Consider the following 13,206-nt stretch of genomic DNA (forward strand, 5'->3'; position numbering starts at 1 on the left):
GGAAGCAACCAGCATGACCACGCACGCTGTTGACGAAACTCGCCTAATCCTCCCCGCAGCTGCGCTAGATGCAGGGAAATTGCGGTTTGCCTCCGAGACTGACGAAACCCAGGCGCTCCAGATCGGCGCGTTCCACCTAGCCGTACCCGATGATATCGACGTAAGTGCTGGGCTCATCTTCTGCCGAAGCTTCTACAAACCCCACACCGACAACCCTGACGATCGCTATCGCGGCCATCGCGACCACGGTCACCCCGAATCCAAGCTCGGCTACGAAGACCGCCCCGACCAAGTCGAACAGCTACAACTGGAAAGCTTCCTCTGGCACCGATACCTCCCAGACGACGTGACGGCGCTACTTCAGCAGATGAAAAAGCTGACCTTAGATACCCTTTTCGGTATTTTCGACGCTGCAGACATACCGAAAGATGATTGGGAACCCATCACTGGCGGGGCCCAAGAAGACACAGGGCTCTGCTACACCACCGTGAATCATTACCGCTCAGGCCTCAACGATCGAGCGGGGATCGTTGAACACACGGACAGCGGATTTATTACCACTATCTGCACCGATCAGCCCGGCTACGAGATCCTGCATGACGGTCGTTGGCTGCCCGTACAAGAACGCACAGGGCATTTCATCGTTAACCTCGGCGACGCCTTTCAAGTCCTGACCGAGAAGCTTCCACGCCCAGTGAATGCTGTATACCACCGCGTTCCGGAGCGTCAGGCCGACATCACTTCCTCGGATCGCTCTTCATTCACCATTTACATGGGGCCGCGATACGACATGTCTTTGTACCAATACGACTCAGAGCACAAGCTGTCTGAGTTTCAGGGCTTCCGCGAGTTCTCGGTGGAGAAAGCCGGCAAGCTGGGCTACGAATTCCACTCGCGCATATGAACACCGCACCGGAGCACACACAAAGCAGCGCCCGCCACGACTGGCAGCTAGCGGAGCTGCAAAACGAAACCCTTGTCTTCTCGACCCAAGACGGGCTGCAACGCGCACTGCAGGACGGCTTCTTCTACGTCAAGCAGCCCAGCGACCTGGATCTGTCCGCCGGGGACCGCTTCGCCCGCAGCTTCTATCTCCCAGCTGCACCGGGCGAACAGCCGGACCCATACCGCGGCTACCAGAAGTGGACTTCAGACGAACTAGGCCCGCATCAAGGCTACTTCCGCCGAGAAGCCGACCAAACCGAACAATTCTTCCTCGAAAGTGCCTGGTGGAAGAAGATCTACCCGAACCCGCTTGTGCAACAGGCCGAAGCCATGCGCGACTTTGCACTAAACATCCAGCAGGCAGTGTTAAGTCAACTCGACCTACCGCGTGAGCTTTGGCACCAGGGCACTGGACACAGTCTCACCCCGCAAGGTACACACACCCTGACGTTCAATCACTTCCGTCCCGAAGTCGCCGCCCGCGGCCTCAACATCCACAAAGACTCAGGATGGGTGACCGTCCTGCGCTCCACTGAACCCGGGCTAGAAGTGGCTCGCGACGGCGACTGGCACCCTATCGACCCCATCCCCGGCACGTTCATCGTCAACTTCGGCTGTGCCATCGAGATTTTGATGCGATCGACCACTACCCCGGTCGCCGCCGTCGCTCACCGCGTAATACAGCAAGAGCGTGACGACGACGGGAAATCGGACCGATTCTCCTATGCACTGTTCGTTGACAGCGCCCTCGATAGCGACGTATGCCCCGGCCTTTTCACCTATCACCCGGAAACAGGCCTCCACCTGCAGACCAGTTTTGACGCCTTCCTCAACGAGATCCTCGACAACACCTATCAGAAAGACACGACCGGACTGTACTGACGGCGCCATCTCCTGCACCTCATAAGTGGTGACAGTTCAGGTCTGAATCGTTGTCGCTAAGCAGACCGCGCGGTGGTGGGCATTCTCGATGTCCGACAGAACCGATCGCACCTCTGTCGACGTCGCCGTTCCTGAGATAACCGATCGATCAAAGAGGTTCCCAACCGAGACGTTCCGGTATCTCATCGCGCAGCCGTGGCGGTTCCCCGAATACAACGGAATGCCCAGCGGGGGAGTCGTTGAACTGGCAAACGGAGCCGTAAAGAAGGTCTATTAGTGTCACGCAAGAATGTTCTGATAACTGTCTCAGCTGTCATCGTCGCGGCAGCTTTGGTGCTGGGCGGGGTGTACTTGCTTCGATCGGCGCCGTCCGCTCCAGACGTGAGCTGTCAAACCGTTGGGGAACTGCTCAGGTATTCCGACGATGAGATGGCGCGCATCAAAAAGCACAACGAAGAGGTGGCCGAGACACGAGACGCTGACCGACAAGACGAAGCGATCCCGATGTATCAGAAATGGGCTGCCACCCTTAGGGATTACGCCGAGAAGATCTCTGGCCCGGAGTTCAAAGGTACTGCGGTGCAAATGGCCGACGCTGCAGACGAGGTTGTCGAGCGGGAGATTCAATTCCTGGGGAAACCGGCGGCAGGGCAGACCCGAGAGCAGCATCTGAAAGAGTCGACGGACAACATTGTGGCTGCCGTCCGCAAGGTCAAAGATGCCGAGGCCAAGCTGCGAATCAGGTGCCCGGTCGGATCCTCTGACACCAAACTCTAGCGTCGTTCCTCGATGGGGTTACCGTCCTCATCGACCGGCCACGGTGGACGCGGGGTGGCAGGCATTTCTGGTGCGCCACCGTACAAGTACGGATGCGGCATGTCGGGGTTTTTCCACGCGGGACGGACGTTGCGAGTCTTGTACATCACGAACATCCCCACGCCGAAGATGAGCAATCCGACCAGCGTTAGCAGGGGGCCATGGATCCAGGGTATATGACCCCAGGTCGCTACATTCCTGATATACACGCACGCGAACCCAGGTGAAAGGTTACGAACAACGGCGGTGGCAAATTGATGGAAAGTCATGTGCCACAACGTCACTAGCGTACTCTGGAGAACACAGGCAAACGCACGAATATGTCAGAAGGTTAGGGGTTCGAATCCCTTCGGGCGCATCAGGACTTCTTCACGAGTGAGTGAGAAGCAATGACACAGGTTCAACGATATTTCCCGCACCCTCCCCACGAGGTGTGGTCGGCTCTCGTCGATCCGGCATCGTGGTGGGGCAAGCCTGATACCCCGCCGGCTGATGTCACCGTGGGGAGCGCTTTCACGATGACCACCGTTCCCGTGGTGGGCACGCGGTTCAATGGCGTATTCGAGGTCGAGTTTCTCGACGCCGCCCCCTACGAGCATTTGACCTTGGGCCTGCTGGCCCACGCGTCAACCGGTCAGTCGGCGCGGTGGACGCGCCATGTGGCCTTTCGTGAGCACGAGGGCGGCACGCTGTTGACGGTGACGAATAGGGGCGTCAATCTCGACGACGTCGATGAACGGATTCTGCTCCGGGTGGTCAAAGAGATTCAGGCGACCGAGTTGCACGGCATCGCCCGGCTCCTGGATCAGCCTCGCCCGTGATCCCCTGTCACGGTCATATCAGGCCATCGCGCAGGCGCTGAAAGCCTTGGGCGACAAGTTCGCCGGGGTTTCTGGGCACGGTGGAATCGGATACCGCCAGTTGGATCACGGTGCCAAGTACCGCGTACGCGGCGTTGCAGACCAATCGCGGATATAGGTCGGCATCGGGATCCAGGCCCGTGCGTCGACTGACTTCGGCGAGCACCACGGTTCCCACGTCGTCGGATCGGGCCGCGTCGTGTGCGGCCAAGCCCGGATTCTGTGCGGACAACCGAGTGACGGCCACTGCGGTGCTGAATGCCTCGGAGGTCGCCAGGTCCAGCATCACGGCTTCCAGTGAGTCGATCACGGGCTCGTCAGTGGGGCGCTGGCGCAGTAGTTCGACGGCGTTGTCCTCGATCCCGCGCAACGAAAACAAGACGGCGTCTTCCTTGCTGGTGAAGTAGTTGCGGAACGTGCGGGACGAGACGCGCACCGCGTCGGCGATGTCGTCGACCGTGACGGCGGCGAGGTCTCCGCGTTCCAGTGCCAGCTCCAGTGCGGCGCGACTCAACGCCAACTTGGTCTCGGACTTCTTCTGCTCGCGCAGGCCATTGGGCGGTGGCATGTGGCCATCCTAACAAACCTTCCGTTTTGGGAAACTTTTCTAAAAATGGAAACGTTCTACGAGTATGTCCGGCGTCGCGGTGAGGCCGGGGGCACGAAGAAGAGGCGATTGACATGAGGAAAGCACTGGCCTCACTGGGCATCGCTGCCGTACTGGCGGCCGGGGGCATGGCCCTTGCCGGTCCCGCCGCGGCGGCGCCCTGCGGCAAGGTTGTGGTGTGGGGTAACGGCGGCGGCGTGTGCGAATCCGACTTCGCGCCCGATGGCAGCTTCACTCGATGCGACACCGTGTACGTGCTCGGCATCGGAGGGACGAACTGCTATCGGGTGTACCCGTAAGCGCGTCAGGGTCGCACCTGGGACGTCCTGTACCAGAAGCTTCCCCGCGCGGTGTCCAGTCCGCTACCGTCCCCCTCATGGTTGAGGACCTGACAGCTGATTACGTCATCGTGGGCGCGGGATCGGCGGGGGCTCCGCTGGCCACCCGGCTCGCTGAACGCACCAACGACCAGGTGCTGGTTCTGGAGGCGGGGCCCAAGGACAAGGACATGGGAATCCACATTCCCGCCGCGTTCTCGAAGCTGTTCCGCAGCGACGTCGACTGGGACTACCTCACTGAGCCGCAGCCCGAGCTGAACAATCGCCAGATCTATTGGCCGCGAGGCAAAACGCTGGGCGGCTCGTCGTCCATGAACGCGATGATGTGGGTCCGGGGATTCGCGGCCGACTACGACGACTGGGCGGCGGTGGCCGGCGATCAGTGGTCTTTCGCCAACGTTGCCCCCTACTTCAAGCGCATCGAGACGGTGGAGGGCGCGACCGAAAGCGATGAGGGCACTGAGGGCGCGCTGAAGATCTCCAAACAGCGCAGCCCCCGCTCCAGCACCGCGGCATGGCTGGAGGCCGTCAAGGAAGCCGGATTCGATGTCGAGCGGGCCAATACTCCTGAACCCAAGGGTTTCTCGGAGACCATGGTGTGCCAGAGTGGCGGACGCCGCTGGAGCACCGCAGATGGTTACCTCAAGCCGGGCCTGCGGCGCCGGAACCTGAATGTAGTTACCGAGGCCCAGGTGCGCCGGGTGCTGTTCGACGGCACCAGAGCCATCGGCGTCGAGTACGTGCGCGATGGCATCACACACACCGTGCGCGCGCGGCGCGAGGTGATCTTGAGCGGCGGTGCCATCAATTCTCCTCAGCTGCTGATGCTTTCGGGTATCGGTGATGCCAAGCACCTTGGCGGGTTGGGAATCCCGATCGTGCACGACGCCCCGCAGGTTGGCCAGAATCTGCTCGATCACCTGTGTTGCCCGGTGGGTTACGCGGTCGAGGCTGACTCGCTGTACGGGGCGGAAAAGCCGCTACAGCTCGCCAACTACTTCCTGCGCCATCGCGGCATGCTCACCTCGAATGTCGGCGAGGCTTATGGATTCCTGCGCAGCCGGGCCGATCTCGCCCTACCCGACCTAGAGCTGATTTTCGCCCCCGCACCATTCTTCGATGAAGGCCTGGGGGAGGCTACCGAGCACGCCATCGTGATGGGCCCGATTCTGCTCAAGCCAGAGAGCAGCGGTGAGATCACCCTGACCTCGCCCGATCCGCTGGCCAAGCCGCGCATCGACCCGCGTTACCTCAGTGATAGTGCCGGACAGGACCGCGCCGCCATGATGTTCGGGCTACGGACCACCGCCCGTATCGCCGAGACGCCGTCGATGCGGGCGATACTCGGCAAGATCCTGCGGCCGAGGAATCCCAGCGACAACCTGGAGGAGACTCTGGTCGCTGCGCTGCAGAACAACTCGCACACCCTCTATCACCCCGTGGCGACCTGTCGGATGGGTGTGGACGAGGCCAGCGTGGTTGCTCCGGATCTCACGGTGCGCGGTGTGCAGGGACTTCGGGTGGTCGACGCCTCGGTGATCCCGAGCCTCATCCGTGGTCACACGCACGCTCCGTCGGTGTTGCTCGGTGAGAAAGCTGCCGATTTAATTCTTTCTCCACAAGCATGAAACCGATCCGCGTCTCCGAACGTCTGACTGGATAGAGTCAGCAGTTGAGGAGTTAGCGGAGGGAAATCATGAGCGACGAGTTCGGTGTCCGGACCGAGGAGCTCGCAGCCATTTCCAAGACATGGCTGGGTGAGACGCTGCACATCAACGACATGCCATGGACGTCATTTCAGGATGCCTCGGGTTCGGGAAGCGAAGTCCTGGCTGCCATTCGTGACACCGCCTCGCCCGGAATCAAGGCGATGTCCTCGATTGCCCGCAGGTTCTCCGACATGGCAGGGCTCGTCGATACCTTCGCCACCAACGTGACAGCGCAGGACGAGAAGACCGCCACGTCGTTCGATGCGCTGAAGCCACGCTGATGCGCCCGACGATCAGTCAGCTCCGCGGCTGGAATCTCGACGCGCTCAGCAAGGCCGCTGACATCGCCCGCGACAACGCCCGGACGCTGGATGCGTCCTTGGACTCGTGCGACCGCGTCTTCAACGACGCATCGGGCTGGTTTGGCAAGACGCACGACGCGGCCCGGATCAAGGTCGACCAGGAGCTCGACCACGGTCGCGAGGTCCGGAATGTCCTGAACCGGTTATCCGATGACGCCGAGGACGCGGGACGAACTCTCAAGCACGCCAAGGAATACACGCTTCAAGACGTGGACGCCGCGGTCGCCGAAGGGTTCACGGTCACCGATACCGGAGAAGTCAGCCACCCGGATGCTGCGAAGGCACAGGCGGCGGCCGACCACCAGCGCCGGATTCAGGCGGGCCTCGACGAGGTGGCCCGTCTGGACGAGTTGTACGGCCGGAAGCTGCGGGAGGCCGTCAACGACTTGGAGGCCATGCGCGACGGGCAGCAGGATGTCACGCTGCCGACAGGAGAGAAGATCGATCCCGATGCGCTGGTCGACCGGGTGCGTGGCATGTCCGAGGAGGAGCGCCGCGCGTTCCTGGAGGGTTTGCCCCCGGAGACGGTGCATCAGATGGTCATCGCCGATCCCGAGTTCATGGGGAACACCAACGGAGTTCCCTTCGACGTCCGCGCGGACGCCAATGAGATCAACATCAGGAACGCGCTCACCGATGAGCTGCAGAACCCGTCGCCTAATCAAGCACGCGTCGATCAGCTCCGGGCGATGCTCGAACCGATGGATGATCCGTTCGCAACGATCCCTGCCGGAGGCTCGCCCGCCGACTTCAAGATCGATCGCAAGTTCGTGATGTTCTCGACCGAGGGCAACGGCCGGATGATCGAACAGATCGGCGACCTCAAGCCAGGTGCACCCGGCGTCGGGGTCTACGTGCCCGGCACCAACACCAACCTCAACGGCAGCAGAAATAACCACGACTCGGCCGTCAACCTGGCCAAGCAGAGCGGGTCGCCGGTCTTCCTCTATATGGAGAACGATTTTCCGCAGGGGCTGGACAAGGCGACAGACCCGTCCTACGGATTGGCGATGGCGCCGCAACTCGTCTCGTTCGGCAAGGAACTCGACGCCGAGGTCGCCCGCCATGCGCCGGGTGCGCCAACTACGTACATCGGACATTCGTATGGCGGTTCTGTCGTCGGCACCGCCGAACAGATGGGTCTGCGCGCCGACCGCGTGTTGTACGCCTCGTCCGCCGGCACGGGCATCCTCAGCACCGAGTGGCATAACCCCAACCCGAATGTGCAGCGGTTCTCCATGACTGCCCCCGGCGACCTCATCGGCGCAGCACAACTCGCGCCCCGTGACAGCGATATCCCCACCAGATTTTCCCCGTTCCCCGGGGTGAATCTGGATCTGCCGCCGGTGATTCCGCGGGCGCCGGACGGCGATATCGGTAACCCCCATGCGGGTAATCCGCTTGGGGGAGACCCGGATTCGATTCCCGGCGTCACCCGGCTGGACACCGGCTACTACAGCGACGACAACAAGGATCATCCCGGCGAGGTGGTGTTCGGCCCCAAGGGGCACGGCAGCTACTGGGACGACCCGAAATCTGACGCCTTCCAGAACATGGCGAACGTGATCAGGGGTGGTGAGGTGACCACCTACGTCGAACGGGGTATCGAGTCGAACAACGTCGACATCAACCTCGGAGACGACAGCAGCCTGAACGAATCGGTGAAGGACATCGCCAAGGCGTACGGCGATCAATGGTTGTCGGGCGCCAAGATCGGCCCGATCACGTTGCCGACCAATCCCAAATGGGAAGACCCCTACGGCAATCCGCACGTCACCGACAACCCCGGTCTTGGTCGGAAGGTGCAGGTCCGATGAGGCGCGCATGGACGATTGCGATGGCGGGGCTGACGATTCTGACTGCGGTTTCGTGCAATCCCGGTGCGGGCAGTGAGCAAGGAGGTAATACGAGCATGGAACCCACGACGGTCAAGATGTCCGACGCGCTGCGGGTCACGGCCGAGAACCTGTCGTTCGTCACGGCGGAGAAGGTGCAGCCGGGCGTCAACGACGTCGAACGGATGGGCTGCCGCACGAGCTACAACTCGGCCCTCCCGGAGGGGCCGCCGTGGTGGCTGCGCCTGCAGCGCGATTTCGCGGACCCCACTCCAGAGCTGATCTCGGGCGTGCTGGATCGCCTCGAATCGCTGTCCAGCAAGGGCTTTCGCCGTCAAGAAAGCAAGCGGCCGGAGCCTGAGCCGGTGAACAGCCGGACCTACCGTGATGATGCCGGTTACATCGTGAGCGCCCGCGAAGATGTTCGCGGCAATGGGGTTCGGGTGTACGTCGTCACCGCGTCGTCTCCCTGCGCCAACGAGGACTAGCGGTAGGTCACCAGATCCCTGTTGCCCCCGTCGCCGATCAGGTGGGTGTGGTCGTTGAAGGACAGCAGGCTGAGCCCGCGCTTGCCATTGACCAGTGAGGTGATCGACGAGTTGATGACAACACGTTGTGCGGTAAGCCAGTTCGATACGTTTCCGCCCCACAGATCGGCGACGATCATTCCGATGACCCCGGCTGAGGTGGCCACCACGGTGTCACCGTCACGTTTGGCGGCATCGGACATGGCGTCGAGCACGCGCTGCTGAAACCGGGTGTAGCTCTCCGCATACCCGCCGGAGGAATCGGCGCTGGCCCACTGGGCCAGACCGTCCTCCAGGATGGCCTGCGTGTCACCTTTGGCCAGGCTCTTGACGGTGTTCACCGACGCCAGGCGGCGCATCCGTGAATTGCCGACGATCTCCTTGTAGTCGTATTCGTCCCAGCGGTCATCCTGCTGCGGTTCGGATCCCAGCGCGAGCGCGATGGCCTCTCCGGTCTGCCGCTGTCGCTTCATTCCGCCGTGCAGGAGCCGGGTGCCGCTCAGACCGCGGCGGGCCAGCTCGGCTGCCACGGTGTCGGCCTGTCGCTGCCCGGCGCTGGTCAACGGGCTATCGGGGCTGCTGGAGTAGTTGGCAGCCTGACCATGCCGGACCAGGTAGATGACGCCCATGCGGGCAATCGTATCGACTAACCGCCGCCGAGGACCCTCCGCTTCTCGACCTCGAACTCGGCTTCGGTAAGCGCTCCGGAATCTCTTAGGGCAGCAAGGGATTTGAGTTGTTCGATGCGCACACCGTCGTCACTGGGTTCATAGGAGGATGTGGGCTGCGGATTGTCTAGCGGTGATGGTGGGGATGAACGGGTAGAACGCACTCTCGTCAGCACGTAGGCGATCCAGCCGAGCGCCGCCGCCCCGAGCAATCCGGCGAATCCCCAGGTGAGCGCCCAATAGGGACTGCCGTGCCCGAAGGCCAGGCGTGGATTGACGAACCCGCTCACCTCACCGTCGACCTGCACGTTGTAGGTACCGGCGGCGGGGATCTGCGCGACCCACACCCGTCGGCGGGCATCGCCGTTCACCGTGGTCGAGCTTCCGATGCTCTCGCGCACCTGAGGTTCAGCGACCCCGGGCGGCGGAAAGAGCGACATGCCGAGCTGGGGGATGAGCAGCCCGTTGTCACCGGATACCCAGGAGTGGAAGCTGACGGTCACTTCACCGGCGGGCAGTTCCAGCTGGGTGTTGCCCGGGATCTTCACCTCGCCGTAGGCGTCGAACTTGTCGAACACGAAAACGTTCAGGATGAGGGTGGCGATGACGCCGATGACCCCACCAACGGTCATCGTGGTCAGTGCCAGTACCGAGGTCCGGCGCATGCTCATGTGCCGAAGTCTGTCACGTGCCGCGTCAACCGCCCTAGCATCGGACAGATGGACTTCGCCCCCTCCGCCCGCGCCGCCGAACTGACTGCCGCCGTCCGCGAATTCATCGACGGGGAGATCATGCCGGTGGAACGTGCGGTGCTGGCCCACCACGACGCGCTGCTGGGTGCGCGCGCAGGCACGACGGCCGAGCTGTGGGACGTCCCACCGGAGCTGGACAGTTTGAAGGCGAAGGCGCGCAACGCCGGGTTGTGGAACCTCTTCCTGCCGGATCCGGAGTTGGGCGGCGGCCTGTCCAATTCCGAGTACGCGCCGCTGGCCGAGCAGATGGGCCGGTCGCTGTTCGCCCCTACCGTGTTCAATTGCAACGCACCGGATTCGGGAAATATGGAGGTGCTGCACCGGTACGGCAGCCAGGAGCAGAAGGAGGTCTGGCTCGAACCACTGCTGGAGGGCGATATCCGGTCTGCGTTTTGTATGACGGAGCCCGATGTGGCTTCCTCTGATGCCACGAACATGGAGGCCACGGCCATCGTCGACGGCGACGAGGTGGTGATCAACGGCCGCAAGTGGTGGAGCACCGGCGTCGGTCATCCCGACTGCAAGGTGATCATTTTTATGGGGTTGACCGACCCGGACGCGCATCGATACGCGCGCCACTCGATGGTTCTCGTCCCGATGGATACTCCGGGCGTCACTGTGGAACGGATGCTGCCGACGATGGGGTTCTACGACGAGCCGGGCGGACACGGCGTGGTGTCGTTCGAGGACGTACGGCTGCCCGTCGATGCCTTCATCGCGGGACAGGGCAAGGGATTCGAGATCGCCCAGGGGCGGTTGGGGCCGGGCCGTGTGCATCATGCGATGCGCCTGATCGGCCTGGCCGAGGTGGCCCTCGAGCATGCGTGCCGACGGGGACTGGACCGCACCGCGTTCGGAAAACCGTTGGTGAACCTGGGCGGAAACCGGGAGCGCATCGCTGACGCTCGCGTTGCCATCAACCAGACCCGGCTGCTGGTGCTGCATGCTGCCTGGCTGCTGGACACCGTGGGCATCATGGGCGCGTTGTCGGCGGTATCCGAAATCAAGGTGGCCGCACCGAACATGGCTCAGCAGGTCATCGACATGGCGATCCAAATCCACGGTGGTGGAGGGCTTTCTAACGATTTCCCGTTAGCGGCCGCGTGGGTCAATGCCCGCGCGCTGCGGCTGGCCGACGGCCCCGACGAGGTGCATCGCGGTGTGGTGGCCCGGATCGAGCTGGCGAAATACGCTACCGACGGACGGTGAGCGCGTAACGCATCCCACGGTGCAGGCTCGCCCCCACCAGAAGCCCCAGTGCGATCGAGAAGATCGCCATGCAGGTATCGAGCAGTGCGGTGAGGTTGGCATGTCCGGTGGCCGCGACCTCGCTGACGTTCACGAAGCTCAGCGCGCCGGGCACCAGGCACCAGAAGGCGGCCAGTAGCAACACGATTGCCGAAGGCGCCCCCTTGAAGCGTGCCGCGAACAGGGCGAAGGGAACGACGGCGACCGCTCCGATGAAGCCCGTCATGGCGGGTGCCAGAAAGAGACCGCCGAGGCGTTGTCCCAGCATGGCGACCCCGATCGCCAGCACCAACCAGATCAGTGATCCGCGTGGCGCGGACTTGTACAGGTAAAACCCCACCGCTATTACCGGTACGGCCAGGGCGATTGTCCAGCTGCCCAGCGGCGGTCCCAGTGGTGAGGGCTCCGGCGGACCAGCGACTTTCACGCCGATCACCACCCCGAATGCCAGCAGCATCAGTTGTGCGATGCCGTACACAATGCGCGTGGACCCGGCCATCAGCTGGGTGCTCGTCAGCTCCAACGCCCCGATGGTGAGGGTCACCCCGGGCAGCACGGCGATCAGGGCGGGCGCCACCACGCGGGCAAGCCCCTCGCTGGGCACGTTCGCGACGATGAATGTGCTGATGACCGTCACCACGAAGGCGGCGACCGCGGGCATGGTGGCGGCCAGGGTGGGCATGGGGTTGGTGGCCAACATCAGGATGCCGACGATCAGGCCCAGCACCAGATAGGCGGGTAACGCCGAGGAGGTCGGTGCCAGCGCGAGCCCGAAGCCGAGGGTCAAGATGGTGTGTCCGATGACGGTGACGACCGTACCGAAACGTGGTTTCAAACAGCGGATCTCGTAGATTCGTGCGATCGCCTCGGCCGGTGCGATCGCCCCGGCGACGGCCATGTCGGCGATGGTGTCGATGTGGCCGGCCTGGTCCAACTGTGCTGTGCTGCGGGTGGATTCCTCCACTTCCAGCTGACCGGTGACGCCGTCGATCTGGATGATCAGCACCGTCGGCAACACAACGGCGCGCAGTTCTTTGTCGGTGTACTGCGGTGCGATGTCATGCAACTTGGCCAATACCAGGTTGGTGGGCTGACCGACTTCCAGCATCGCGATACCGAGCATGCGCAGCATCGTGACAATCTCGGCGTCATCGAAGTGCTTGGCGTCAGCCAGGGGTATGGGCTTGTCCTTGAGAGCCTTCCGGACAAGCGTTCGTACCCGTCCACGCCCGGTCAGCGCCGTCATGCGCCGAACTGTAGTCGGGTGTCAGGCCTTCAGGTTCTTCTTCGCCGCGCGCCGCAGCTGGATGATTCGCACGCCACCGACCAGGGCGGTGAGCGCTGCACCGGTGATGGCCGCGAACAACACCGTGATGCCCAGAGGCATCTGGATCTCCCACGAGAGGAAGTGGGTGGTCGTGTCCGTCAGGTTCTGCAGAATGAACACCAGCAGCAGAATCAGGATCAGCAGGCCAAGGATGACGCCGGTCCAGGTCGCCGCCGCGCGGGTCCGCTTGACCGCATCTTCCTTCTTGACGGCCTTCGCGGGGGGCAGAGGTGCCTGCTCTCCAACGGGGACGTCGATGGATGTGTCGGCAACCGGAGAGTCCGGAGTCGTACCGGGGTCACTGGTCATATGTTCATCATTTGCTACATA

At 62.8% G+C, this 13,206-nt stretch carries 16 protein-coding genes; 10 read left to right on the plus strand and 6 right to left on the minus strand.

The features are described from left to right. The first annotated feature begins 13 nt into the window (after positions 1-13). The 3 genes from BB28_RS01135 to BB28_RS01150 all read left to right on the plus strand — a co-directional run bounded on the left by BB28_RS01135 (position 14) and on the right by BB28_RS01150 (position 2,604). Positions 14-904 carry a 2OG-Fe(II) oxygenase family protein gene (locus tag BB28_RS01135; RefSeq protein ID WP_046252182.1) on the plus strand — a complete coding sequence of 297 codons (891 nt, stop codon included), beginning with the start codon at positions 14-16 and terminating at the stop codon, positions 902-904. Next, positions 901-1,827 (plus strand): 2OG-Fe(II) oxygenase family protein, encoded by a 927-nt coding sequence (locus tag BB28_RS01140; RefSeq protein ID WP_046252183.1) that lies wholly within the window; start codon positions 901-903, stop codon positions 1,825-1,827. The genes BB28_RS01135 and BB28_RS01140 overlap by 4 nt, the downstream gene beginning before the upstream one ends. Positions 1,828-2,160: 333 nt before the next feature. Continuing rightward, on the plus strand, positions 2,161-2,604 hold the full coding sequence (locus tag BB28_RS01150; RefSeq protein ID WP_109550526.1) for a hypothetical protein: 444 nt from the start codon (positions 2,161-2,163) through the stop codon (positions 2,602-2,604). Here BB28_RS01150 and BB28_RS01155 read toward each other — a convergent pair. After that, entirely contained in the window at positions 2,601-2,750 is a 150-nt protein-coding gene (locus tag BB28_RS01155; RefSeq protein WP_225422065.1) for a hypothetical protein, read from the minus strand. The genes BB28_RS01150 and BB28_RS01155 overlap by 4 nt on opposite strands. Before the next feature lie 282 nt (positions 2,751-3,032). On the opposite strand from BB28_RS01155, the gene BB28_RS01160 reads away from it, so the two are divergent. Next, positions 3,033-3,464, plus strand: coding sequence for an SRPBCC family protein (locus BB28_RS01160; protein WP_046252186.1), 432 nt, complete (start codon positions 3,033-3,035; stop codon positions 3,462-3,464). A gap of 13 nt (positions 3,465-3,477) precedes the next feature. Here the strand turns inward: BB28_RS01160 and BB28_RS01165 are convergent, their stop codons facing one another. Beyond that, complete coding sequence (locus tag BB28_RS01165) at positions 3,478-4,071, minus strand: TetR/AcrR family transcriptional regulator (protein ID WP_046252187.1); 594 nt, start codon at positions 4,069-4,071, stop codon at positions 3,478-3,480. Between the two features lie 113 nt (positions 4,072-4,184). On the opposite strand from BB28_RS01165, the gene BB28_RS01170 reads away from it, so the two are divergent. The 5 genes from BB28_RS01170 to BB28_RS01190 all read left to right on the plus strand — a co-directional run bounded on the left by BB28_RS01170 (position 4,185) and on the right by BB28_RS01190 (position 8,842). After that, a complete protein-coding gene (locus tag BB28_RS01170; protein WP_046252188.1) occupies positions 4,185-4,409 on the plus strand; it encodes a hypothetical protein in 225 nt (74 codons plus the stop codon). A gap of 77 nt (positions 4,410-4,486) precedes the next feature. After that, on the plus strand, positions 4,487-6,076 hold the full coding sequence (locus tag BB28_RS01175; RefSeq protein ID WP_046252189.1) for a GMC family oxidoreductase: 1,590 nt from the start codon (positions 4,487-4,489) through the stop codon (positions 6,074-6,076). A gap of 68 nt (positions 6,077-6,144) precedes the next feature. Further along, positions 6,145-6,438 (plus strand): hypothetical protein, encoded by a 294-nt coding sequence (locus BB28_RS01180; protein ID WP_030096068.1) that lies wholly within the window; start codon positions 6,145-6,147, stop codon positions 6,436-6,438. Beyond that, positions 6,438-8,336 (plus strand): alpha/beta hydrolase, encoded by a 1,899-nt coding sequence (locus BB28_RS01185; protein ID WP_046252190.1) that lies wholly within the window; start codon positions 6,438-6,440, stop codon positions 8,334-8,336. The genes BB28_RS01180 and BB28_RS01185 overlap by 1 nt, the downstream gene beginning before the upstream one ends. Continuing rightward, positions 8,333-8,842 (plus strand): hypothetical protein, encoded by a 510-nt coding sequence (locus tag BB28_RS01190; RefSeq protein WP_126315364.1) that lies wholly within the window; start codon positions 8,333-8,335, stop codon positions 8,840-8,842. The genes BB28_RS01185 and BB28_RS01190 overlap by 4 nt, the downstream gene beginning before the upstream one ends. Here the strand turns inward: BB28_RS01190 and BB28_RS01195 are convergent. Both BB28_RS01195 and BB28_RS01200 read right to left on the minus strand, forming a co-directional pair. Beyond that, entirely contained in the window at positions 8,839-9,510 is a 672-nt protein-coding gene (locus BB28_RS01195) for a histidine phosphatase family protein (protein WP_046252192.1), read from the minus strand. The genes BB28_RS01190 and BB28_RS01195 overlap by 4 nt on opposite strands. Positions 9,511-9,527: 17 nt before the next feature. Further along, positions 9,528-10,220 carry an SHOCT domain-containing protein gene (locus BB28_RS01200; protein ID WP_046252193.1) on the minus strand — a complete coding sequence of 231 codons (693 nt, stop codon included), beginning with the start codon at positions 10,218-10,220 and terminating at the stop codon, positions 9,528-9,530. 48 nt (positions 10,221-10,268) lie between these two features. Here BB28_RS01200 and BB28_RS01205 point away from each other — a divergent pair, with 48 nt between their 5' ends. Continuing rightward, positions 10,269-11,510: an acyl-CoA dehydrogenase family protein gene (locus tag BB28_RS01205; RefSeq protein WP_046252194.1), complete on the plus strand. Its 1,242-nt coding sequence runs from the start codon at positions 10,269-10,271 to the stop codon at positions 11,508-11,510. Here the strand turns inward: BB28_RS01205 and BB28_RS01210 are convergent. Together BB28_RS01210 and BB28_RS01215 are read right to left on the minus strand one after the other, a co-directional pair. Next, positions 11,494-12,795 carry a threonine/serine exporter family protein gene (locus BB28_RS01210; protein ID WP_046252195.1) on the minus strand — a complete coding sequence of 434 codons (1,302 nt, stop codon included), beginning with the start codon at positions 12,793-12,795 and terminating at the stop codon, positions 11,494-11,496. The two genes, BB28_RS01205 and BB28_RS01210, sit on opposite strands and share 17 nt — an antisense overlap. Before the next feature lie 21 nt (positions 12,796-12,816). Continuing rightward, positions 12,817-13,185, minus strand: coding sequence for a LapA family protein (locus tag BB28_RS01215; protein ID WP_046252196.1), 369 nt, complete (start codon positions 13,183-13,185; stop codon positions 12,817-12,819). Between the last annotated feature and the right edge of the window lie 21 nt (positions 13,186-13,206).

Origin of the sequence: Mycobacteroides chelonae CCUG 47445 (assembly GCF_001632805.1) — a bacterium.
In the GTDB taxonomy this organism is placed as follows: Bacteria; Actinomycetota; Actinomycetes; order Mycobacteriales; family Mycobacteriaceae; genus Mycobacterium; species Mycobacterium chelonae.